This is a genomic window from Streptomyces sp. NPDC054765 (assembly GCF_053612065.1).
Genome location: NZ_JBSHBP010000006.1, coordinates 34717 through 56896 on the forward strand (window position 1 = coordinate 34717; position 22180 = coordinate 56896).

21 protein-coding genes are annotated in these 22180 nt (G+C 70.2%); 18 read left to right on the forward strand and 3 right to left on the reverse strand.

Going from position 1 to position 22180, the window contains the following annotated elements:
* Positions 1–266 precede the first annotated feature (266 nt).
* A complete protein-coding gene (locus tag ACWGJY_RS06015; protein WP_003984261.1) occupies positions 267–470 on the reverse strand; it encodes a cold-shock protein in 204 nt (67 codons plus the stop codon).
* Positions 471–719: 249 nt separating this feature from the next.
* On the opposite strand from ACWGJY_RS06015, the gene ACWGJY_RS06020 reads away from it, so the two are divergent.
* From ACWGJY_RS06020 to ACWGJY_RS06040, 5 genes are all read left to right on the forward strand, one after another.
* Positions 720–1619: a menaquinone biosynthetic enzyme MqnA/MqnD family protein gene (locus ACWGJY_RS06020; protein ID WP_453259582.1), complete on the forward strand. Its 900-nt coding sequence runs from the start codon at positions 720–722 to the stop codon at positions 1617–1619.
* 226 nt (positions 1620–1845) lie between these two features.
* Entirely contained in the window at positions 1846–3924 is a 2079-nt protein-coding gene (locus ACWGJY_RS06025; RefSeq protein ID WP_453259583.1) for a protein kinase domain-containing protein, read from the forward strand.
* 261 nt (positions 3925–4185) lie between these two features.
* Positions 4186–5385, forward strand: coding sequence for a cyclic dehypoxanthinyl futalosine synthase (mqnC, locus tag ACWGJY_RS06030; RefSeq protein ID WP_453259584.1), 1200 nt, complete (start codon positions 4186–4188; stop codon positions 5383–5385).
* Between the two features lie 7 nt (positions 5386–5392).
* Complete coding sequence (locus tag ACWGJY_RS06035) at positions 5393–5959, forward strand: hypothetical protein (protein WP_453259585.1); 567 nt, start codon at positions 5393–5395, stop codon at positions 5957–5959.
* A gap of 68 nt (positions 5960–6027) precedes the next feature.
* On the forward strand, positions 6028–6729 hold the full coding sequence (locus ACWGJY_RS06040) for a demethylmenaquinone methyltransferase (RefSeq protein ID WP_453259586.1): 702 nt from the start codon (positions 6028–6030) through the stop codon (positions 6727–6729).
* 29 nt (positions 6730–6758) lie between these two features.
* Here ACWGJY_RS06040 and ACWGJY_RS06045 read toward each other — a convergent pair whose 3' ends face one another.
* Positions 6759–7268 carry a GNAT family N-acetyltransferase gene (locus ACWGJY_RS06045; RefSeq protein ID WP_453259587.1) on the reverse strand — a complete coding sequence of 170 codons (510 nt, stop codon included), beginning with the start codon at positions 7266–7268 and terminating at the stop codon, positions 6759–6761.
* 159 nt (positions 7269–7427) lie between these two features.
* Between ACWGJY_RS06045 and ACWGJY_RS06050 the strand changes: the two genes are divergently transcribed.
* Positions 7428–8729 carry a geranylgeranyl reductase family protein gene (locus ACWGJY_RS06050; RefSeq protein ID WP_453259704.1) on the forward strand — a complete coding sequence of 434 codons (1302 nt, stop codon included), beginning with the start codon at positions 7428–7430 and terminating at the stop codon, positions 8727–8729.
* A 246-nt stretch (positions 8730–8975) separates the two neighbouring features.
* Entirely contained in the window at positions 8976–9431 is a 456-nt protein-coding gene (locus ACWGJY_RS06055; RefSeq protein ID WP_453259588.1) for a carboxymuconolactone decarboxylase family protein, read from the forward strand.
* Positions 9432–9611: 180 nt separating this feature from the next.
* Here the strand turns inward: ACWGJY_RS06055 and ACWGJY_RS06060 are convergent, their stop codons facing one another.
* Positions 9612–10409 carry a C40 family peptidase gene (locus ACWGJY_RS06060; protein WP_453259589.1) on the reverse strand — a complete coding sequence of 266 codons (798 nt, stop codon included), beginning with the start codon at positions 10407–10409 and terminating at the stop codon, positions 9612–9614.
* Between the two features lie 726 nt (positions 10410–11135).
* Here ACWGJY_RS06060 and ACWGJY_RS06065 point away from each other — a divergent pair.
* From ACWGJY_RS06065 to nuoK, 11 genes are read left to right on the forward strand one after another with little or no spacing between them, the layout of a single operon-like run.
* Positions 11136–11495: an NADH-quinone oxidoreductase subunit A gene (locus ACWGJY_RS06065; protein WP_006604811.1), complete on the forward strand. Its 360-nt coding sequence runs from the start codon at positions 11136–11138 to the stop codon at positions 11493–11495.
* A gap of 9 nt (positions 11496–11504) precedes the next feature.
* A complete protein-coding gene (locus tag ACWGJY_RS06070) occupies positions 11505–12059 on the forward strand; it encodes a NuoB/complex I 20 kDa subunit family protein (RefSeq protein WP_453259590.1) in 555 nt (184 codons plus the stop codon).
* On the forward strand, positions 12056–12865 hold the full coding sequence (locus ACWGJY_RS06075; RefSeq protein ID WP_453259591.1) for an NADH-quinone oxidoreductase subunit C: 810 nt from the start codon (positions 12056–12058) through the stop codon (positions 12863–12865). Before ACWGJY_RS06070 ends, ACWGJY_RS06075 begins: the two co-directional genes overlap by 4 nt.
* Positions 12865–14241, forward strand: a complete 1377-nt coding sequence (locus ACWGJY_RS06080) for an NADH-quinone oxidoreductase subunit D (protein WP_453259592.1) — start codon at positions 12865–12867, stop codon at positions 14239–14241. The genes ACWGJY_RS06075 and ACWGJY_RS06080 overlap by 1 nt, the downstream gene beginning before the upstream one ends.
* A gap of 35 nt (positions 14242–14276) precedes the next feature.
* Positions 14277–15128, forward strand: coding sequence for an NADH-quinone oxidoreductase subunit NuoE (gene nuoE, locus ACWGJY_RS06085; RefSeq protein ID WP_453259705.1), 852 nt, complete (start codon positions 14277–14279; stop codon positions 15126–15128).
* A complete protein-coding gene (nuoF, locus tag ACWGJY_RS06090) occupies positions 15128–16510 on the forward strand; it encodes an NADH-quinone oxidoreductase subunit NuoF (RefSeq protein WP_453259593.1) in 1383 nt (460 codons plus the stop codon). Before nuoE ends, nuoF begins: the two co-directional genes overlap by 1 nt.
* Positions 16507–19038 carry an NADH-quinone oxidoreductase subunit G gene (locus ACWGJY_RS06095; protein ID WP_453259594.1) on the forward strand — a complete coding sequence of 844 codons (2532 nt, stop codon included), beginning with the start codon at positions 16507–16509 and terminating at the stop codon, positions 19036–19038. Before nuoF ends, ACWGJY_RS06095 begins: the two co-directional genes overlap by 4 nt.
* Positions 19038–20426, forward strand: a complete 1389-nt coding sequence (nuoH, locus tag ACWGJY_RS06100; protein WP_453259706.1) for an NADH-quinone oxidoreductase subunit NuoH — start codon at positions 19038–19040, stop codon at positions 20424–20426. Before ACWGJY_RS06095 ends, nuoH begins: the two co-directional genes overlap by 1 nt.
* The gene (gene nuoI / locus ACWGJY_RS06105) at positions 20419–21009 is read left to right on the forward strand and encodes an NADH-quinone oxidoreductase subunit NuoI (RefSeq protein ID WP_453259595.1); all 591 of its coding nucleotides are present in this window, start codon (positions 20419–20421) and stop codon (positions 21007–21009) included. Before nuoH ends, nuoI begins: the two co-directional genes overlap by 8 nt.
* On the forward strand, positions 21006–21875 hold the full coding sequence (locus ACWGJY_RS06110) for an NADH-quinone oxidoreductase subunit J (protein ID WP_453259596.1): 870 nt from the start codon (positions 21006–21008) through the stop codon (positions 21873–21875). The genes nuoI and ACWGJY_RS06110 overlap by 4 nt, the downstream gene beginning before the upstream one ends.
* Positions 21872–22171 carry an NADH-quinone oxidoreductase subunit NuoK gene (gene nuoK / locus ACWGJY_RS06115; protein WP_453259597.1) on the forward strand — a complete coding sequence of 100 codons (300 nt, stop codon included), beginning with the start codon at positions 21872–21874 and terminating at the stop codon, positions 22169–22171. Before ACWGJY_RS06110 ends, nuoK begins: the two co-directional genes overlap by 4 nt.
* Positions 22172–22180 lie beyond the last annotated feature (9 nt).

Consider the following 22180-nt stretch of genomic DNA (forward strand, 5'->3'; position numbering starts at 1 on the left):
CGCCGGACCGCTATTCCGTTGCCCCGCCGGAACCCTGCCCCGGTGCCGGGGTGACACACGGACCACCGCGCTCAATGCCGCAGCAATTCCGTATTGCATCTGCCATTCGGGCGCGTCATGTACCGGACGGCAAAAGTTCATGTAGGCGCCATTCAAGCCACTGTCGGCGCATAAAAGGCAGGAGCCCCGCTCGCCACCGAAGTGGCGGAGCGGGGCTCCTTGGGTACTGCTAGGGGCGACCTGGAAGAAATTCCGGGCCGGGCAACTTAGACCGGCGTAACGTTCTCCGCCTGCGGACCCTTCGGGCCCTGCGTGACGTCGAAGTTCACCTGCTGGTTCTCCTCCAGGGAGCGGAAACCAGAGGCGTTGATCGCCGAGTAGTGGACGAAGACATCCGGGCCGCCGCCGTCCTGGGCGATGAAGCCGAAGCCCTTTTCAGCGTTGAACCACTTGACGGTTCCGGTAGCCATAAGCCCTCCTTGGGCCAAAGGGTTGCCCTGCTCCAGAACCTGCAAAGAAGTCTGAAACTACGAGAGCCTGCGGGGTCACATGCTCCGCAGGCTCTGTACTGCAAGGGAAACCAAACTGCAACTTGCGCTGAGCGTAGCATGTGCTGCTCCTGAGGCGGAAGAGCCAAAGATCACGTTTAACCGACCGCACTAACGTCCATACGCCGCCCCGCCGCGCTGCCCCGTGGGAGACGGGTCTAGCCTCCGCATGTGGACAATTCAACCTTCGGAGACGCACCCGCGGGAGCCGACGCCGGCCGCCGTCGCAGCCGGCCGCGAGTGGGCCACATCCAGTTCCTGAACTGCATGCCCCTTTACTGGGGCCTCGCCCGTACGGGCACCCTGCTCGATCTGGACCTCACCAAGGACACGCCGGAGAAGCTCAGCGAGCAGTTGGTCCGGGGGGAGCTCGACATCGCGCCGATCACCCTCGTCGAATTCCTGCGCGCCGCCGATGACCTCGTCGCCTTCCCCGACCTCGCCGTCGGCTGCGACGGCCCGGTGATGTCCTGCGTGATCGTTGCGCAGAAGCCGCTGGACCAGCTCGACGGTGCCCGGGTCGCCCTCGGCTCGACCTCGCGTACGTCGGTGCGCCTGGCGCAGCTGCTGCTGGCCGAGAAGATCGGGGTGCGGCCCGACTACTACACGTGCCCGCCGGACCTCGGTGTGATGATGCAGGAGGCGGACGCGGCGGTGCTGATCGGTGACGCCGCGCTGCGCGCCAATCTGCACGACGGGCCGCGGCTGGGCCTGGAGGTGCACGACCTCGGCCAGATGTGGAAGGACTGGACGGGCCTGCCGTTCGTCTTCGCCGTCTGGGCGACCCGGCGTGAGTACCTGGAGCGCGAGCCGGTCGTGGTGCAGAAGGTGCACGAGGCGTTTCTCGCCTCGCGCGATCTGTCGCTGGAGGAGGTCGCCAAGGTCGCCGAGCAGGCGGCCCGCTGGGAGACCTTCGACGAGCCGCTCCTGGAGCGTTACTTCACCACGCTCGACTTCCGCTTCGGGCCCGAGCAGCTGGGCGGGGTCACGGAGTTCGCCCGGCGGGTCGGGCCGACGACCGGGTTCCCGGCCGATGTGAAGGTGTCGCTGCTGGAGCGGCCGGCCGGGTAGTCGGCCGGTGGGTGCGGGGGTGGGCGTGGAGCCGTTGCCTCGGTGCCTTTGCTCCGGCGCTGTCGGGTAGGTGCCGTTGCTCCGGAGCCGTCGGGCTCCGGAGCCGGCGCCCCCGGCAACGCCCCCGTGCCGGGGGCGTTGCCGGGGTGCTTCCGGGGGCAGAGTTCCGGGGGTCTGGCGGGGCCTGAGCCATAAGCTGGGGGCGCCGTATCGAGGGGGAGGCGCCATGGAGCCGTTGGCAGCGGGCGATCCACGGGTCCTGGGCGGGTACCGGCTGCTGGGCCGGCTCGGCTCGGGCGGGATGGGCCGGGTCTATCTCGGGCGCAGCGCGGGCGGGCGTACCGTCGCCGTGAAGGCCGTCCATGCGCATTTCGCCGCGGACGACCAGTTCCGGGCGCGGTTCCGGCGGGAGATCGAGTCGGCGCGGCGGGTGGGCGGCGCCTGGACCGCACCGGTGCTGGACGCCGATCCGGACGCGGACGTCCCCTGGATCGCCACCGGCTATGTTGCCGGGCCCTCGCTCGCGCAGGCCGTGGCCGGCTCCGGGCCGCTGGCCGGGCATTCCGTACGGGCGCTGGGTGCCGGGCTGGCCGAGGCGCTGGCCGCGGTGCATGCGCTCGGGCTGGTGCACCGGGACGTCAAGCCGTCCAATGTGCTGCTGACGCTCGACGGGCCGCTGCTGATCGACTTCGGGATCGCGCGCGCCACGGAGGGCACCGCGTCGCTGACCTCGACGGGGGTCCCGGTGGGCTCGCCCGGCTATATGGCGCCCGAGCAGATCCTCGGCAAGGGGGCTGCGGGCGCCGCCGATGTCTTCTCGCTCGGTGCGGTGCTGGCTTTCGCGGCGACCGGCGTGAGTCCGTTCTCGGGTGATTCGTCCGCCGTGATGCTCTACAAGGTCGTGCACGAGGAGCCCGAGCTGGGCTCCCAACTCATCGGTGAACTACGGGAGGTGGTGGCCGGCTGCCTGGCCAAGAACCCCGTGGACCGTCCCGCTCCGGAGGCGTTGGCGGCCCGTCTCGCGGGGGAGGGCAGCGGTGGCGCCGCGGGGCTGGTGCGGACGGGGTGGCTGCCCGGTCCGCTGGTCGAGCGCGTCAGCCGGCAGGCGGTGGAGCTGCTGAATCTCGATGTGGCGAAGGAGGGGGAGGAGGGGGAGAAAGCGGAGGCGGCCGAGGCCGGGGCCCCGGCCTCGGCCGGGAATCCCACCGGCGCGGCGGGCGGGGCGCCAGGCGGGGCGTTCGGGCCCCCGGACCCTTCGTACGGGGCGGTGCCCGGGACGTCGGAGCCGTCGCACGGGGTGGCGTCGGGAATGCCGGACCCTTCGTACGGGGTGGCGTCCGGGCTGGTGCCGTTCGACAGTGTGCTTCCGGGCGGGCCTCCCGGCCCTCCGCCAGGCGCCTCCGGCCTTCCCGGCCTCCCCGCCCGGCCGCCCGGCCCTCCGCCGCAGCCGGCGTCCTGGCCGGCGGCCGGCGGTGCACCGTCCGCCTCGGCAACCGGCCACGGTCATCCCGCGACGGCGGGTCACGGTCATCCGCCGGCAACCGGCCACGGCCACCCGGCGGCGGTGGACCACGGTCATCCCGCGACTGCGGAGCACGGCCACCCCGCGCCGGCCCGTGCCGGCCACCCCGCGGCAACCGGCCCGGACCGTCCGCCGGCCGGTGCCCCCGGAATCGCCGAACTGCCCACCGGGGCGCCGCCGGCCGCTCCCAAGGAGCGGCGGATCGCGCTGTCCGGTGTGGTCACCGGCAAGGACCGGCCGCGGCGGATGAGCTGCACGCTGGTGCTGTCGGTGGCCGGTGCGCTCGCCGTCGCGACGACGGCCGGGTTCGTCTTCCGGCTGATGCCGGGCACCGGCGGCGGCACGGACAGCGGGGCGCAGCAGGGCGCCAAGCCGCCGGCCGGCGGCCCGCCGACGGCCCGGCCCACCCGTCCGGGGGACCCGGGCACCGGCCGGGCCACGGTGGCGAAGGCCTTCCTCGGCACCTGGTCGGGCAGCGTCACGACGGTGCACGGCATCCCCAACGGCACGATCACCAGCGCCATCACGCCGGGCGGCAAGGGCGACTACGTCATCCACACCACCTACGACGCGGTGCTGGTGAAGTGCCGGGCGAAGGCGAAGCTGGAATCGGCCACGGAACAGCGGCTGGTGCTCATGGAGCAGCCGGACGGCAAGCAGGGGCCCGGCTGTACGGGCAACAAGTCCCGTGTGACGTACACGCTCGGCAAGGACGGCACGCTCGGCTTCGCCTCGGACGACGATGCGGGCGGCACGCCCAAGGCGACGTTGGCCAAGCACTGACCAAGCACTGACCAAGCACTGACCAAGACCGACCAAGACCGATCAAGTACGGACAGGGAGCTGGGGCGGGAAGCCGGGACGGGAAGCCGGGACGAGGCATCGGGACAAGCCACCGACCCGCCCGCCCGCCCCCGGCCGGTTCCCGGCCCGCCTCCGGCCGGGGACGGGCCGAAGAGCGTCGGCCGACCGGCGGCGTGGCTGTCGGACCCCTGACGTACGCTGGTTCAGTTCGTGATGCCCGCCTGCGAAAGGGACGCCCCGGTGACCGAGAACGCCGACCTCCAGTCCGTACTCGACCGCGCCGCGCAGGGCGGCCGCATCACGCCACAGGAAGCGCTCGACCTGTACCGCTCCGCTCCGCTGCATGCGCTGGGCCAGGCGGCCGACGCCGTGCGCCGCCGCCGCTACGAGGGCACCGAGCACATCGCGACGTACATCATCGAGCGCAACATCAACTACACCAATGTGTGCGTGACGGCCTGCAAGTTCTGTGCCTTCTACGCCGCGCCCAAGGACACCGCCAAGGGCTGGACCCGCGATCTCGACGACATCCTGCGCCGCTGCGCGGAGACCGTCGAACTGGGCGGCACCCAGATCATGTTCCAGGGCGGCCACCACCCGGACTACGGCGTCGAGTACTACGAAGAGCACTTCTCGGCCATCAAGAAGGCGTACCCGCAGCTGGTCATCCACTCCCTCGGCGCGTCCGAGGTCGAGCACATGGCCCGGATCTCCAAGGTGTCCGTCGAGGAGGCGATCCAGCGCATCCACGCCGCCGGCCTGGACTCCTTCGCGGGTGCCGGCGCCGAGCTGCTGCCCGCCCGCCCCCGTAAGGCCATCGCGCCGCTGAAGGAGTCCGGCGAGCGCTGGCTGGAGATCATGGAGGCGGCCCACCGGCTCGGCGTGGAGTCGACCTCCACGATGCTGATGGGCACCGGCGAGACCAACGCCGAGCGGATCGAGCACCTGCGGATGATCCGCGACGTCCAGGACCGTACGGGCGGCTTCCGCGCCTTCATCCCGTACACCTACCAGCCGGAGAACAACCACCTGAAGGGCCAGACGCAGGCCACCCTCTTCGAGTACCTGCGCATGATCGCCATCGCCCGGATCTTCTTCGACAACGTGGCGCACATCCAGGGCTCCTGGCTGACCACCGGCAAGGAGATCGGCCAGCTGTCGCTGCACTACGGTGCGGACGACCTCGGCTCGATCATGCTGGAGGAGAACGTGGTCTCCTCGGCCGGCGCCAAGCACCGCTCCAACCGCAGGGAGATCATCGACCTGATCCGCAAGGCGGGCCGGGTCCCGGCGCAGCGCGCCACCACGTACGAGCACCTGGTCGTGCACGACGACCCGGCCCACGACCCGGTCGACGACAAGGTCGTCTCGCATCTGTCGTCGACGGCGATCGAGGGGGGCACGGCGCATCCGGAGCTGAAGCTCGTCGAGGCCAACTGAGCCTGCCGTGCTGACGATTCACCGGGCGCGGGCGGTCCGGCCGGTCGTGGACCGTCCGGATCATGACCGTCCCGACGACGCCGGGCACGCGGTCGTCGTCATGGGCGACCGCCTCGCCGCCGTCGGACCGTTCGACGAGCTGTTCGCCGAGTACGGCGCGCGGGCCCGGGTCCGGGAGTGGGACGGTGTGCTGACGCCCGGCCGCTACGAACCGGACGCCGCCGCCCTGCTGGAGGCCGCCTACCACCCCGACCCGCGCGAGGCGGACACCCTCGGCAGCGAACCGGTCACCGGCGCGGCGCTCGCCGCCCTCGGCATGACCGAGGCCCGCTGGGGCGCCAGTGCCCGGCGCGGACTGCAACGCCTGATGGCCGGCGGGACCACGGCGCTGACCGGGCCGTTCGCCCGCCCCGCGGTCCGCACGGTCGTGGAGCGCTCCGGCCTGCAGGAACTGGGCGGACGTATCCCGCGCGCCCTGGTGCCCGGCGGCCCCGCCCGCTTCGCCGTCCTCGCCGCGGACGGCAGCGCTCTGGCCACCGCACTCCGCGGCCGTCTCGTCTTCCGCCGCCGCTGAATCCGCCACCCGGCGGTCCGGCCGTGCCCGGTGCGGGCGCCGGCCCCGGCACGGTGGACAATGGCCGGGTGACCCGAGCATCCCTGGACAAGCAGCCGCACGAAGTCGCCGCGATGTTCGACGACGTGGCGGCGCGGTACGACCTCACCAACGACGTGCTCTCCCTGGGGCAGGCGCGGCAGTGGCGCAAGGAGGTGGACCGCGCGGTGGCCGCCCGGCCCGCCGAGCGGGTGCTCGACCTCGCGGCCGGTACGGGCACCTCCTCGCTGCCGTTCGCCCGGACCGGTGCCTATGTCGTGCCGTGCGACTTCTCCGTCGGCATGCTGGGAGAGGGCAAGAAGCGGCATCCGTGGCTGCCGTTCACGGCCGGCGACGGCACCCGGCTGCCGTTCGCTGACGGGGTGTTCGACGCCGTCACCATCTCCTTCGGGCTGCGCAACATCCAGGACACCGACGCCGCGCTGGCCGAGCTGTACCGGGTCACCAAGCCCGGCGGCCGGGTCGTGATCTGCGAGTTCAGCGAGCCGGTCTGGGCGCCGTTCCGGACCGTCTACACCGAGTATCTGATGCGTGCGCTGCCGCCGGTCGCCCGCGCGGTCAGCAGCAACCCGGACGCCTACGTCTATCTCGCCGAGTCCATCCGCACCTGGCCGAACCAGCCCGAACTCGCCGCCCGGCTGCAGGGCGTGGGCTGGACCGAGGTGGCCTGGCGCAATCTGACCGGCGGCATCGTGGCGCTGCACCGGGGACGCAGGCCGGCCGACAGCTGACGGCCGGCCCGCCGGGCTCGCCGTACCGCTCAGATATCCAGCCGGTGGCAGTACGCCGTCCGGTTCCCCCGCGGCGTGATCACGGGCTCCGCCCGCCGCATTCCCAGCCGCCGGGTCACCGCGATCGACCGCGCGTTGTGCGCATCCACCATCGCGACCACCTGGCGGATTCCGGCCGTGCGTACCGACGCCAGCGTCGCCTGCGCCGCGGCCGTGGCATAGCCCTTGCCCCAGTACGCGCGGCCGAGCCGCCAGCCGATCTCGATCTCGCCCGCCGGGCCCCAGTCCCGCGGCCACGGCTGGGCGCCGGTGAAGCCGATGACCGCGCCGTCCGCCGGATCCAGCAGCGTGTACAGGCAGAAGCCGAGCTCGGCGTGGTGCCTGCGCTGGCGCGCGGTCAGCTCCTCGTACACGGAGGGTTCGGCCGGTACGCCACCGTAGAACTCCATGACGTCCGGGTCGTCGAAGACCCGGTGCCAGTTCCACGCGTCCTCCTCGGTGGGCACGCGCAGTTCGACGGCGGGGAGCGGTCGGTTCACGGGCGGGGTGTTCACGGAGTTCACGGCACAACCCTTCAGGTTCTGATCACCACGGCCCCCATAGACTGCACGTGCCCAGTGCCGGTCGGCACCCAGATATCCAGATATCGACTTCCGGGAGACTTCGCCGTGACCGAGTCCGCGTCCGTGACCGATTCCGTGACCACAGCCCGCTCGGAGCACAGTGCGGATGTGATCGTCGTCGGTGCCGGGCCCGCGGGCTCGGCGACCGCCTACCACCTCGCCAAGTCCGGGCTGGACGTGCTCCTTCTGGAGAAGACCGCCTTCCCGCGCGAGAAGGTCTGCGGTGACGGGCTGACGCCCCGGGCCACCAAGCAGCTGGTCGCGATGGGCATCGACATCTCCGAGGAAGCGGGCTGGCTGCGCAACAAGGGCCTGCGGATCATCGGCGGCGGCTCCCGCCTCCAGCTCGACTGGCCGGAGCTGGCCTCCTACCCCGACTACGGCCTGGTCCGTAAGCGCGATGACTTCGACGAGCAGCTGGCCCGGCAGGCGCAGAAGGCCGGCGCGCGGCTCTACGAGCGCTGCAATGTGGGTGCGCCGATCGTCAACGAGCTGACCGGTCACATCACCGGCGTCCATGCCAAGCTCGGCGAGGCCGGGGCCGGTGCGAAGGACACGACCCCGGTCACCTTCCACGCCCCGCTGGTCGTCGCCGCCGACGGCAACTCCACCCGGCTCTCGCTGGCCATGGGCCTGCACCGGCGCGAGGACCGGCCCATGGGCGTGGCCGTGCGGACGTACTTCACCTCGCCCCGCCACGACGACGACTACCTGGAGTCCTGGCTCGAACTGTGGGACCGCCGCGGCGCCGAGGACCGGCTGCTGCCCGGCTACGGCTGGATCTTCGGCATGGGCGACGGCACGAGCAATGTCGGCCTCGGCATCCTCAACTCCAGTTCCGCCTTCAAGGAGCTGGACTGGCGCGAGATCCTCAAGGCGTGGTGCGCCTCGATGCCCGCCGACTGGGGCTACACCCCGGAGAACATGACCGGCCCGATCCGCGGCGCCGCGCTCCCGATGGCCTTCAACCGCCAGCCGCACTACACCAGGGGCCTGCTGCTGGTCGGTGACGCGGGCGGGCTGGTCAACCCGTTCAACGGTGAGGGCATCGCCTACGCCATGGAGTCCGGCGCGATCGCCGCCGAGGTCATCGTGCAGGCGCACGCCCGCGCCACGTACGCACAGCGCGAACTGGCCCTCCAGCGCTACCCCAAGATCCTCAAGGACACCTACGGCGGCTACTACTCCCTCGGCCGCGCCTTTGTGAAGCTCATCGGCAACCCCAAGGTCATGAAGATCGCCACCCAGCGCGGCCTGACCCACCCGCTGCTGATGCGCTTCACCCTCAAGATGCTCGCCAACCTCACCGACCCCACGGGCGGTGACGCGATGGACCGCATCATCAATGGTCTGAGCAAGGTCGCGCCGAAGGCCTGACACGGGGGCCACACCGGGCGAAAGGCCTGGTGGTGGCCCTGACGCGGGCTCGGGTGAGGGTCCTGGTGGCGGCTCGGGAAAAACTCCCGGGCCGCCGCTGTCACATTCTCCGGACGGAATCCGTCAGTGCAGTGACGACAGCGCAGTCACGACAGCGCAGTCACGAGAGCGCAGTGATGACTGTGCAGTCACGACTGTGCAGTCACGACAGCGCAGTGACGACGAGATTTCTCAAGGAGAGCAGTGATGGACGCACGGATGAAGAACCCCGCGATGGTCCTCCCCGAGGCCCTGCAGCCCCTCCTCGACGTGGTCAAGGCGACCCGCCAGGGCGGGGTGCCGGAGGCCACGCTGGAGCTGGTGCATCTGCGCGCGAGCCAGATCAACGGCTGCAGCTTCTGCGTCGACGGGGGCGTGAAGAACGCCAGGAAGGCGGGCGTCAGCGATGACCAGCTGTTCGCGGTCGCGGCCTGGCGGGAGGCGCCGTACTTCTCGGACGCCGAGCGCGCCGCCCTCGCCCTCACCGAGGCCGCCACCCGGCTCGCCGACAGCTCCGACCCGGTTCCGGACCACATCTGGGACGCCGCCGCCGGCCACTTCGACGAGCGGCAGCTGTCGGCGATCATCCTGGCCATCGGTATCACCAACCTCTTCAACCGGCTGAACGCGACCATCAAGCAGCCGGCGGGGGCGGGCTGGTAACCGTGCCCGGGGGCGGCCCGTTGCGGCCGGCGGGCCGGCGACGGCCCTGAAGAGTCCCGGCGGCCCGTCGGTGCATCCGGCGGGCCGCTGCCGGCCTGCCGGATGCCGGCGTGCCGAAGGACCGTCCCTCCCGAGCGGCGGAAGAGACGGTCCTCACGAGGCACCAGGAACGCGGCGGTCCTAGAGGACGCGCACCGCGCCGGTCGGCATGTCGTAGCTGAGCGGGCGCTCGACGATGCCGGTGCTCGGGTTCTGGGCGCCGATGAAGTTGCCGTTACCGACGTAGACACCGACGTGGTAGGCGCTGCCCGCGCTGCCCCAGTACAGGAGATCGCCGACCTGGAGGTTGTCCAGGCCGACCTGGGTGCCGGCGGTGGACTGGGCCTGGGAGACCCGCGGCAGGTCGACGCCGATCTGGTGGAACGCGGCCTGGGTCAGGCCGGAGCAGTCGTACGACGACGAGCCGGTGGCACCCATCACGTAGGCCTTGCCGAGCTGCGCCTTCAGGAAGGCGACGAGGGCGGCGGTGCTGCCGGTGGCGGTGGACGGGGCGGACAGGGTCGACCGCTCGGAGGAGCGCGAGGCACGGGCCTGCGCGGCTTCCTTGGCCTTGCGGGCTTCCTCGGCCTTCTTCTTGGCCTCGGCCTTGGCCTTGGCCTGCTTCACGGCCTCGGCCTTGTCCTTCTCCGCGGCCTTGGAGGCCTTGGAGAACGCGTCGTCCTGGAGCGCCTGGCGCTCGTAGTTGAACGCGACCTGCTGGGCGGTGTCGGCGCTCTTGGCGGCGCTGGTGGCCAGCGCCGTCGTGATCGTCGGCATCTCCTGGGTTTCAGAGACGGGCTTTTCCGCGGCGTTGGCCGGGACGGTGGCGCCGGTCACCGCAAGGGTGAGGAAGCCACCGGTCACGCCCGCACGCAGGGCCCGCGAGGACGCGGAACGGCGGGGCTTCCGGTGGCTGGGTATGAGTGCGTTCGGGGACATGGCAATAACGGCTATCAGGAGCCACAGGTTGCTGCCAAGAAAGGTGCAGTGCGCCACACTTGACGTGTACGCGGCGAATAGAACGGACTTTTGACCGCCCGCGGAGCCGGCGAGGGGGTGTCCGAATTTCGCGATCATGTTCCTACGCATGGCATTTGCTGCCCGCCGCGGGGGTGACGGGGGCCTATCACTTCCCCATCCGCCACGCCAAGGCTTCCCGGGCGTCAAGGACTTAGTGCCTGAAATAGCGTGGGATAGGTCACTCTTGAGTGTCCGTTATGTTCCCGTGACCTGATACCGGTGCGGCCGCTCGTGAAGCGAAGCACGAACCGGTGATCACGGCCCGGTCGCGAGCGGATCACGCCTACGGGCCACCCGCGTATAGCAGTTGGCCGCACCCGGCGCCAATTTGCCCATAGCGGCTACCACTTGATAATGGCAACCCCGCCCTGACCAGCGGTAACCCTGACGATTGTCACCTCTCGTGATCACTCGCGCGCTTCACGTATGAAGATCACCGCTCATCCGACTTCATGATCCTTCGCCGGGTGGTGGAGATCACAAAGACGTTGTTCACTCCCGTGTCGCAGATCACAGACCGACGGGCATAAGATGCTGGCGGTTCGGGCTTGTGAACTGCCTCACATGTGCACGATCTCCGTGGGGCGGTCACAGGGCCCGAGCGGACCGCCATCCAGTCATCGTCGACTGAAGGGAGCGAGGACGGTGAACGCTTACGCGCCCATCCTCGTACTGGGAGCCCTCGGGGCAGGCTTTGCGATCTTCTCCGTCGTGATGGCCACCCTCGTCGGGCCCAGGCGCTACAACCGGGCCAAGCTCGAGGCGTACGAGTGCGGAATCGAGCCGACGCCACATCCGTCCGGTGGCGGTCGCTTCCCGATCAAGTACTACCTGACGGCGATGCTCTTCATCGTCTTCGACATCGAGATCGTCTTCCTCTACCCCTGGGCCGTCACCTTCGACGCCCTGGGGCTGTTCGGGCTCGTCGAGATGCTCCTCTTCGCGCTCACCGTCTTCGTCGCCTACGCCTATGTCTGGCGTCGTGGCGGCCTGGAATGGGACTAGGGGTCACACATGGGACTTGAAGAGAAGCTGCCGAGCGGCTTTTTGCTGACCACTGTCGAGCAGGCCGCGGGCTGGGTACGCAAATCATCGGTCTTCCCCGCCACCTTCGGGCTGGCCTGCTGCGCCATCGAGATGATGACGACCGGCGCCGGGCGCTATGACCTCGCCCGCTTCGGGATGGAGGTCTTCCGCGGTTCACCACGGCAGGCGGATCTGATGATCGTGGCCGGCCGGGTGAGCCAGAAGATGGCGCCCGTCCTGCGGCAGGTCTATGACCAGATGCCGGACCCGAAGTGGGTGATCTCCATGGGGGTGTGCGCCTCATCGGGCGGAATGTTCAATAACTACGCGATTGTGCAGGGCGTCGACCACATTGTTCCCGTTGACATCTATTTGCCGGGCTGCCCGCCGCGTCCCGAGATGCTGATGGACGCCATTCTCAAGCTGCACCAGAAGATCCAGAACACCAAGCTCGGGGTCAATCAGCGGCAGGCCGCCCGCGAGGCGGAGGAAGCGGCGCTCAAGGCGCTTCCGCTGATCGAGATGAAGGGGCTGCTGCGGTGAGTGAGCAGAAGAACCCCGGGCGTCCCGACGAGCCGAACGGCCAGAACGGCCAGGACGAAGCCGTTCCCGCGCAGCGCGACGACACCGGCGAGGTGATCGGCACCCGCCGCGGCATGTTCGGCGCCGAAAACGGCGGCGACACCACCGGCTACGGCGGCCTCGTACGGACCGTCCGGCTGCCCGGGGCGAGCCGGCGGCCGTACGGCGGGCCCCGCGGCGAGGGGGGCACCTCCCGCTCGGCCGGAGACGAGAGCGGGGGAGGCTACGGGGAGTTCGACGAGATCGCCGACGAGCTGGAGGGCGCCCTCGACGAACAGGGGCTGATCCCCGCGAACGTCATCGAGAAGACGGTCGTGGACCGCGGTGAGCTGACCTTCCATATCGAGCGCAGCTGTCTGCCGGTGGTCGCCAGGACCCTGCGCGACGATCCGGCGCTGCGCTTCGAGCTGTGCACGGGCGTGAGCGGGGTGCACTTCCCCGGCGACAAGGGCCGCGAGCTGCACGCCGTCTACCACCTGCGCTCGATCACCCACAACCGGCTCATCCGGCTGGAGGTGTCCGCCCCGGACGCCGACCCGCACGTGCCCTCGCTCGTGGCGGTCTATCCGACCAACGACTGGCACGAGCGCGAGACCTACGACTTCTTCGGAATCGTTTTCGACGGCCACCCGGCGCTGACCCGGATCATGATGCCGGACGACTGGCAGGGCTTCCCGCAGCGCAAGGACTACCCGCTCGGCGGCATCCCCGTCGAGTACAAGGGCGCCCGGATTCCGGCTCCCGACCAGCGGAGGTCGTACAGCTGATGACTACTGCACCGCACTCCCACTCCCCGGACGGCCACCGCACCTCCAGCGACTTCGACACGACCGAGTCCCTGGCCCGGGAGACCACCGAGGGCACCGTCTACAACGTCTCCGGCGGCGACTGGGACGAGATCGCGGCCGCCGCCGTGAAGTCCGACGACGAGCGGATCATCGTCAACATGGGGCCGCAGCACCCCTCCACCCACGGTGTGCTCCGGCTCATCCTGGAGATCGACGGCGAGACCGTCACCGAGGCCCGCTGCGGCATCGGCTATCTGCACACCGGTATCGAGAAGAACCTCGAATACCGGACCTGGACGCAGGGCACCACCTTCGTCACGAGGATGGATTACCTCACCCCCTTCTTCAACGAGACGGCGTACTGCCTGGCCGTGGAGAATCTGCTCGGGATCACCGACCAGGTCCCCGACCGGGCCACGGTCATCCGCGTGCTGCTGATGGAGCTCAACCGGATGTCCTCCCACCTGGTGGCGATCGCCACCGGCGGGATGGAGCTGGGCGCCACCACGATCATGATCTACGGCTTCCGCGACCGTGAGCTGATCCTCGATCTCTACGAGCTGATCACCGGCCTGCGGATGAACCACGCCTATATCCGCCCCGGCGGCCTCGCGCAGGACCTGCCCCCGGGCGCGGTCGACCAGGTGCGCGAGTTCGTGAAGAAGATGCGCAAGAACATCGGCGAGTACGACAAGCTCGCCACCGGCAACCCGGTCTTCAAGGGCCGGATGGAAGGCATCGGCTATCTCGATCTGGCCGGCTGTATGGCCACCGGCGCCACCGGGCCGATCGTGCGCTCCGCCGGACTGCCGCACGATCTGCGCAAGACGCAGCCGTACTGCGGTTACGAGACCTACGACTTCGAGGTGCCGACCGCCGACACCTGTGACGCCTACGGCCGGTTCCTGATCCGGCTGGAGGAGATGCGCCAGTCGCTGCGGATCGTCGAGCAGTGCCTGGACCGGCTGGCGCCCGGCCCGGTGATGGTCGCGGACAAGAAGATTGCCTGGCCCGCCCAGCTGGCCCTGGGCCCGGACGGCCTCGGCAACTCCCTCGACCACATCAAGAAGATCATGGGCTCCTCGATGGAGGCCCTGATCCACCACTTCAAGCTGGTGACCGAGGGCTTCCGGGTTCCGCCGGGACAGACCTACGCCGCCGTCGAGTCACCCAAGGGCGAGCTGGGCGTGCACGCGGTCAGCGACGGTGGCACCCGCCCCTACCGGGTGCACTTCCGCGACCCGTCCTTCACCAATCTGCAGGCCATGGCGGCGATGTGCGAGGGCGGCCAGGTCGCCGACGTCATCGTCGCCGTCGCGTCCATCGACCCCGTGATGGGAGGCGTCGACCGGTGAACTCCACCGAGGCAAACCACGACGTGCAGCTGGGAATGCCCGCGCTCCCCGCTCCTGACTACCCGGCGGACGTACGGGCCCGGCTCGAAGCGGACGCCAAGGAGGTGATCGCCCGCTACCCCGGCTCGCGCTCGGCGCTGCTGCCGCTGCTGCACCTCGTCCAGGCCGAGGAGGGGCACGTCACCCGCACCGGCATCCGCTTCTGCGCCGAGCTGCTCGACCTCACCACCGCCGAGGTCACCGCGGTCTCGACCTTCTACTCCATGTACCGCCGCAAGGCGAGCGGCGACTACCAGGTCGGGGTCTGCACCAACACCCTGTGCGCGGTGATGGGCGGCGACGCCATCTTCGACGAGCTCAAGGAGCACCTCGGCGTCGGCAACGGCGAGACCACCGAGGACGGCGCCGTCACCCTCGAACACATCGAGTGCAACGCGGCCTGCGACTTCGCCCCGGTCGTGATGGTCAACTGGGAGTTCTTCGACAACCAGACGCCGCAGTCCGCCCGGCAACTGGTCGACGACCTGCGGGCCGGCCGCAGCGTCCGGCCCACCCGCGGCGCACCGCTGTGCACGTTCAAGGAGACGGCCCGGATGCTCGCCGGCTTCCCGGACGAGCGGCCGGGCGCCGTCGAGGCCACCGGCGCAGCGGGCCCCGCCTCGCTGATCGGGCTGCGGCTCGCCAAGGGCGAAGCCGCCCCCGGCCGCGGCGCCGACCACGTCATCGCGCCGCGCACCACCACCGACGGCCCGGCCGACGAGGCCCCGTCCGGCTCCCCCGCCGACGAGCCGCCCGCGGGCCACCCCAGCTCCCACGACGCACCGCAGCAGACCTCGGCCTCGGATCCGCAGCACCCGGCCGGTCCCACAGCAGAGGAGGGGGAGTGATGACCGTGGCAGCCGAACACGGGGGTGCCTCCCGGCCGGAGGCCGGCGGGGAGACCAACCCCGAGAAGCTTCTGACGCCGGTCCTGTCCGCCTTCTGGGACCAGCCCGAACCCTGGACGCTGGAGACCTACCGTCGGCACCAGGGCTACGAAGGCTTGCGCAAGGCGCTCGCGATGCCCCCGGACGACGTCATCGCCTACGTCAAGGACTCCGGGCTGCGCGGCCGCGGCGGCGCGGGCTTCCCGACCGGGATGAAGTGGCAGTTCATCCCGCAGGGCGACGGCAAACCGCACTACCTGGTCGTCAACGCCGATGAATCCGAGCCCGGGACCTGCAAGGACATCCCCCTCCTCTTCGCGAACCCGCACTCCCTCATCGAGGGGATCGTGATCGCCTGCCATGCGATCCGGTCGCACCACGCCTTCATCTATCTGCGCGGCGAGGTCGTCCCCGTCCTGCGCCGGCTGCACGAGGCCGTGCGCGAGGCCTACGCGGCGGGCTACCTCGGGAAGAACATCCTCGGCTCGGGGCTCGACCTGGACGTGATCGTGCACGCGGGCGCCGGCGCGTACATCTGCGGTGAGGAAACCGCGCTGCTCGATTCCCTGGAGGGCCGTCGCGGACAGCCCCGGCTGCGTCCCCCCTTCCCGGCGGTGGCCGGCCTCTACGCCTGCCCCACTGTCGTGAACAACGTCGAGTCCATCGCCTCGGTTCCCGCGATCATGAACAGGGGCAAGGACTGGTTCCGGTCGATGGGCAGCGAGAAGTCCCCGGGTTTCACGCTCTACTCGCTCAGCGGCCACGTCACCCACCCCGGCCAGTACGAGGCCCCGATGGGGATCACCCTGCGCCAGCTGCTGGACATGAGCGGCGGGATGCGCCGCGGCCACCGGCTGAAGTTCTGGACGCCGGGCGGCTCCTCGACGCCGATGTTCACCGACGAGCACCTCGATGTCCCCCTCGACTACGAGGGCGTCGGCGCGGCCGGCTCGATGCTCGGCACCAAGGCGCTGCAGTGCTTCGACGAGACCACCTGTGTCGTACGGGCGGTCACCCGCTGGACCGAGTTCTATGCGCACGAGTCCTGCGGCAAGTGCACACCCTGCCGCGAAGGGACCTACTGGCTGGTGCAGTTGCTGCGCGACATCGAGGCCGGCCGGGGCCGGATGGACGACCTCGACAAGCTGAACGACATCGCCGACAACATCAACGGCAAGTCCTTCTGCGCCCTCGGTGACGGCGCCGCCTCGCCGATCTTCTCCTCGCTGGCGTACTTCCGCGAGGAGTACGAGCAGCACATCACCGGCAAGGGCTGCCCCTTCGACCCGGCCAAGTCGACCCTGTGGGCCGACAACGACGCTCACCTGGGGGTGAAAGCATGACCGTCACGACCACGGGATCGAACAGCGGCTCCGCCACGGGCCCCACCGGGGGCGGCGCGGCGGCAGTCCCGCCGGAGGACCTCGTCACCCTGACGATCGACGGCATCGAGATCTCCGTCCCCAAGGGGACGCTGGTCATCCGTGCCGCCGAACTCCTCGGCATCGAGATCCCGCGCTTTTGCGACCACCCGCTGCTCGACCCGGCGGGCGCCTGCCGGCAGTGCATCGTCGAGGTCGAGGGCCAGCGCAAGCCGATGGCCTCGTGCACCATCACCTGCACCGACGGCATGGTGGTCAGGTCGCAGCTGACCTCCCCGGTGGCGGAGAAGGCCCAGCGCGGGGTGATGGAGCTGCTGCTGATCAACCACCCGCTGGACTGCCCGGTCTGCGACAAGGGCGGCGAGTGCCCGCTGCAGAACCAGGCGATGCAGGTCGGCGACCCGGAGTCGCGCTTCGAGGGCAAGAAGCGCACCTTCGCCAAGCCGGTGCCGATCTCCACCCAGGTGCTGCTGGACCGCGAACGGTGCGTGCTATGCGCGCGCTGCACCCGCTTCAGCAACCAGATCGCCGGCGACCCGATGATCGAGATGATCGAGCGCGGCGCCCTCCAGCAGGTCGGCATCGGCGAGGGCGACCCCTTCGAGTCGTACTTCTCCGGCAACACCATCCAGATCTGCCCGGTCGGCGCGCTCACCTCCGCCGCCTACCGCTTCCGCTCCCGCCCCTTCGACCTGGTCTCCTCGCCGTCGGTGTGCGAGCACTGCGCGGGCGGCTGCGCGACCCGTACGGACCACCGGCGCGGCAAGGTCATGCGGCGGCTGGCGGCCAACGACCCCGAGGTCAACGAGGAGTGGATCTGCGACAAGGGGCGGTTCGCCTTCCGGTACGCCCAGCAGCGTGACCGGCTGGAGCACCCCCTCGTACGCCACCCGGAGTCCGGTGAACTGGAGCCGGCGAGCTGGCCCGAGGCGCTGGCGGCGGCGGCCCGCGGACTGGCCGCGGCCAGTGGGCGCGCGGGCGTGCTGACCGGCGGCCGGCTGACCGTCGAGGACGCCTACGCCTACGCCAAGTTCGCGCGGATCGCGCTGCGCACCAACGACATCGACTTCCGGGCGCGGGTGCACAGCGCCGAGGAGGCCGACTTCCTGGCGTCCCGGGTCGCCGGGCGCGGGCATGACCTGGACGGCCAAGGCGTCACCTACACCGCGCTGGAGCAGGCACCGGCCGTCCTGCTGGCCGGTATCGAGGCCGAGGAGGAGGCCCCCGGCGTCTTCCTGCGGCTGCGCAAGGCGCACCGCAAGAGCGGACAGCGCACCTACGGGCTGGCCGGCCATGCCTCCCGTGGGCTGATCAAGGCCGGCGGCACGCTGCTGCCGGCCGCGCCCGGCACCGAGACCGAATGGCTGACGGCGCTCGCGGGCGGCGTCGGCCTGGAGGGCGCGGGGCAGGCCGCGGCCGAGGCGCTGCGGGCCGACGGCGCGGTGATCGTCGTCGGCGAGCGGCTGGCGGCGGTGCCCGGCGCGCTGACCTCCGCTGTCCGCGCCGCCACCGCCACCGGCGCCCGACTGGTGTGGATCCCGCGGCGGGCGGGCGAACGCGGCGCCGTCGAGGCGGGCGCGCTGCCCGGTCTGCTGCCCGGCGGCCGGCCGGCCACCGACCCGCGGGCCCGCGACGAGATCGCCGCCGCCTGGGGCGTGGCCGCGCTGCCGCACCGGCACGGCCGGGACACCGGCCAGATCATCGAGGCCGCGGCGGCCGGTGAGATCGGCGCGCTGCTCGTGGCGGGCGTCGAGGTCGCGGACCTTCCGGACCCGGCCCGTGCGCTGACCGCCCTGGACGAGGTCGGCTTCCTGGTCAGCCTGGAGCTGCGGCCCTCGCAGGTCACCGACCGGGCGGATGTGGTCCTCCCGGTGGCGGCCGTGGTCGAGAAAGCCGGCACCTATCTCAACTGGGAAGGCCGGGCGCGGCAGTTCGAGGCCGCCCTCAAGCCGGACCAGATGACCCGCCGGCATCTGCTGCCGGACTCCCGGGTGCTGCACATGCTCGCCGACGCGCTCGATGTCCACCTCGGGCTGCCGGACGTCGGCTCCGTGCGCCGCGAACTGGACCGGCTCGGCGGCTGGGACGGCCCGTACGCGAGCGAGCCCCTGGAGTCCGGGCGCCCGCTGCCCCGCCCCGACAGCGGCGAGGCCGTACTCGCCGGGCACCGGCTCCTGCTGGACCAGGGGCTGCTGCAGGAGGGCGACGAGGCGCTGGCCGGCACCCGGCACGCCGCCCTCGCCCGGCTGTCGCAGGCCACCGCGCAGGAGACCGGGGTCAAGGACGGCGACCTGCTGGCGGTCACCGGACCGGCGGGCTCGGTCCACCTGCCGCTGCGGGTCACACCGATGCCCGACCGGGTGGTGTGGCTGCCGCTCAACTCCACGGGCGGTGGCGTCGCCGCCGACACCGGGGCGCAACCCGGTGACCTGGTGAAGATCTCCGCCGTCCCGGGCACCCCGGAGCCGGCCGAGGAGGTGGACGCATGATGCAGCAGCTCGATCAACTCGCCGCGGCCGGCGGCGCGCTGGCCCAGGAAGACCTGTCGATGTTCGGCCGCGACCCGTGGTGGCTGGTCGTCATCAAGGCGGTCTTCTGCTTCGCGTTCCTGATGCTGACGGTGCTGTTCTCGATCGTCTGGGAACGCAAGGTCGTCGCCTGGATGCAGCTGCGCATCGGCCCTAACCGGCACGGTCCCTGGGGCATGCTCCAGTCCCTGGCCGACGGCATCAAGCTGATGCTGAAGGAGGACTTGGTCGTCAAGCGGGCCGACAAGGTGGTCTACATCCTCGCGCCGGTCGTGGCGGCCATCCCGGCCTTCATGGCGATCGCGGTGATCCCCTTCGGGCCGGCCGGCAACGAGATCTCGATCTTCGGCGTCCGCACCCCGATGCAGCTGACCGACCTGCCGATCGGCATCCTCTACATCCTGGCCACGGCCTCGGTCGGTATCTACGGCATCGTGCTGGCCGGCTGGTCGTCCGGTTCGACCTATCCGCTGCTCGGCGGGCTGCGCTCGTGCGCGCAGATGATCTCGTACGAGATCGCGATGGGCATGTCGTTCGCGGCGGTGTTCCTCTACTCCGGGTCGATGTCGACGTCGACCATCGTGGAGTCGCAGCAGAACCGGTGGTACGTCCTGCTGCTGCCGGTGTCCTTCATCATCTACATCGTCGCGATGGTGGGCGAGACCAACCGCGCGCCGTTCGACATGCCGGAGTCCGAGGGCGACCTCGTCGGCGGCTTCAACACCGAGTACTCGTCGATCAAGTTCGCAATGTTCATGCTCGCCGAGTACGTCAACATGGTCACCGTCTCGGCGGTCGCGATCACCCTGTTCCTGGGCGGATGGCGGGCACCCTGGCCGGTCTCCACCTTCTGGGAAGGCGCCAACCACGGCTGGTGGCCGCTGCTCTGGTTCACCCTCAAGGTGCAGCTGCTGCTGTTCTTCTTCATCTGGCTGCGCGGCACCCTGCCCCGGGTGCGCTACGACCAGTTCATGAAGCTGGGCTGGAAGGTGCTCATCCCGGTCTCGCTGGTCTGGCTGATGCTGGTCGCCACCGTCCGGGCGCTGAAGAACGAGGGCTACAACTTCTCCCAGATCGTGCTCTATGTCGCCGGCGGCGCCGTCACGCTGCTGCTGATCTCCCTCCTCGTGGACTTCTTCCGGCGCGGTGAAGCGGAGGAGGAGACGGACGGCGACGGGGCCTTCGACCCGATGGCCGGCGGCTTCCCCGTGCCGCCGCTGCCCGGACAGAGCCTGCCGCCCGTGCCGCGGCGCCGGCCGCGCCATGAGCGCGAGCTGATTGTCAGTGGCGGGGCGGACACTGTCAGTGACGGAATCGGAAACGACGGAAAGGGGGGCGACGGTGCCTGAGTTCCAGAACCCCGTGGCCGGCTTCGGCGTGACCTTCAAGGCCATGTTCAAGAAGCGGCTGACCGAGCAGTACCCGGAGGAGAAGAAGCCGACGGCGCCGCGTTTCCACGGCCGGCACCAGCTCAACCGCCATCCGGACGGGCTGGAGAAGTGCATCGGCTGCGAGCTGTGCGCCTGGGCCTGCCCGGCGGACGCGATCTACGTCGAGGGCGCGGACAACACCGACGAGGAGCGCTACTCCCCGGGCGAGCGCTACGGACGCGTCTACCAGATCAACTATCTGCGCTGCATCCTGTGCGGCCTGTGCGTGGAGGCCTGCCCGACCCGCGCGCTGACGATGACCAATGAGTACGAACTCGCCGACCGGTCCCGTGAATCGCTCATCTACACCAAGCAGGAGCTGCTCGCGGGCCTGGAGGAGACGATGGTCGATTCACCGCATGCGATCTACCCGGGCATGACGGAGAAGGACTACTACCAGGGCCTGGTGACCGAGGCCGCCCCGGGGACCGTCCGTCAGGTCGCGGTCTCCAAGGGCGAGAAGGCCGACGGGAACGCCCAGGACAAGGAGGCGGACGCATGACCGGCCTCGCCGCCGCGGCCTCCACGACCTCCACCGGAGAGGCCGTGCAGTTCTGGATCCTGGGCATCGTCGCCGTCAGCGGCGCGCTGGGCACGATCTGGATGAAGCGGGCCGTGCACAGCGCCCTCTCGCTCGCCGGGACCATGATCGTCCTGGCGGTCTTCTACCTGGCCAACGGCGCGTACTTCCTCGGCGTCGTGCAGATCGTCGTCTACACCGGCGCGATCATGATGCTGTTCCTGTTCGTCGTGATGCTGGTGGGTGTCACGGCCGCGGACTCCCTCAAGGAGACGCTCAAGGGGCAGCGCCTGCTCGCCGCCGGACTGGGCCTCGGCTTCGGCATCCTGCTGATCGCCGGCATCGGCAACGCCTCGCTCAAGGAGTTCAACGGCCTGGGCGAGGCCAACGCCGGCGGCAATGTGCAGGGCCTGGCCGCGCTCATCTTCACCAAGTACGTCTTCGCCTTCGAAATCACCGGCGCGCTGCTGATCACGGCGGCCGTCGGCGCGATGGTGCTCACCCACCGGGAGCGCACGGAGCGCGCCAAGTCCCAGCGCGAGCAGTCCGAGGCGCGCATCCGCGAGGGCAAGCAGGTACCTCCGCTGCCCGCCCCGGGCGTCTACGCCCGGCACAACGCCGTCGACATCCCGGGCCTGCTGCCCGACGGCACCACGTCCGAGCTGAGCGTCAGTCCGACGCTGCGGGAGCGCGGCCAGATCCGCGATGTCTCCGGGGAGTCGCTCGCCGAGCTGAAGGCGCTGGAAGAGCGCTCCGAAGACTGGCTGGGCCGGGGTCCCGAGGAGCCCCGGCCCTCGTCGTCCGGTGACGCGACGCCGAAGGAGCGCAAGGAGGAGGCCAAGAAATGAACCCGGTCCATTACCTCTATCTCGCCGCCCTGTTGTTCACCATCGGCGCGGCCGGGGTGCTGATCAGGCGGAACGCCATCGTGGTGTTCATGTGCATCGAGCTGATGCTCAACGCCTGCAATCTCGCCTTCGTCACCTTCTCGCGGATGCACGGGAATCTGGACGGCCAGATCATCGCCTTCTTCACGATGGTCGTCGCGGCGGCCGAGGTCGTCGTCGGCCTGGCGATCATCGTGTCGATCTTCCGCACCCGTCATACGGCCTCGGTCGACGACGCCAGCCTGATGAAGCTGTAAGGGGTCGCA

Excerpts from the sequence above, each read along its gene's own strand:
- ACWGJY_RS06015 (WP_003984261.1), bottom strand. The coding sequence starts at position 470 with ATGGCTACCGGAACCGTCAAGTGGTTCAACGCTGAAAAGGGCTTCGGC.
- ACWGJY_RS06025 (WP_453259583.1), top strand. The coding sequence starts at position 1,846 with ATGGAGCCGTTGGCAGCGGGCGATCCACGGGTCCTGGGCGGGTACCGG.
- ACWGJY_RS06055 (WP_453259588.1), top strand. The coding sequence starts at position 8,976 with ATGGACGCACGGATGAAGAACCCCGCGATGGTCCTCCCCGAGGCCCTG.
- ACWGJY_RS06060 (WP_453259589.1), bottom strand. The coding sequence starts at position 10,409 with ATGTCCCCGAACGCACTCATACCCAGCCACCGGAAGCCCCGCCGTTCC.
- ACWGJY_RS06070 (WP_453259590.1), top strand. The coding sequence starts at position 11,505 with ATGGGACTTGAAGAGAAGCTGCCGAGCGGCTTTTTGCTGACCACTGTC.
- ACWGJY_RS06080 (WP_453259592.1), top strand. The coding sequence starts at position 12,865 with ATGACTACTGCACCGCACTCCCACTCCCCGGACGGCCACCGCACCTCC.
- nuoE (WP_453259705.1), top strand. The coding sequence starts at position 14,277 with ATGCCCGCGCTCCCCGCTCCTGACTACCCGGCGGACGTACGGGCCCGG.
- nuoF (WP_453259593.1), top strand. The coding sequence starts at position 15,128 with ATGACCGTGGCAGCCGAACACGGGGGTGCCTCCCGGCCGGAGGCCGGC.
- ACWGJY_RS06095 (WP_453259594.1), top strand. The coding sequence starts at position 16,507 with ATGACCGTCACGACCACGGGATCGAACAGCGGCTCCGCCACGGGCCCC.
- nuoH (WP_453259706.1), top strand. The coding sequence starts at position 19,038 with ATGCAGCAGCTCGATCAACTCGCCGCGGCCGGCGGCGCGCTGGCCCAG.
- ACWGJY_RS06110 (WP_453259596.1), top strand. The coding sequence starts at position 21,006 with ATGACCGGCCTCGCCGCCGCGGCCTCCACGACCTCCACCGGAGAGGCC.
- nuoK (WP_453259597.1), top strand. The coding sequence starts at position 21,872 with ATGAACCCGGTCCATTACCTCTATCTCGCCGCCCTGTTGTTCACCATC.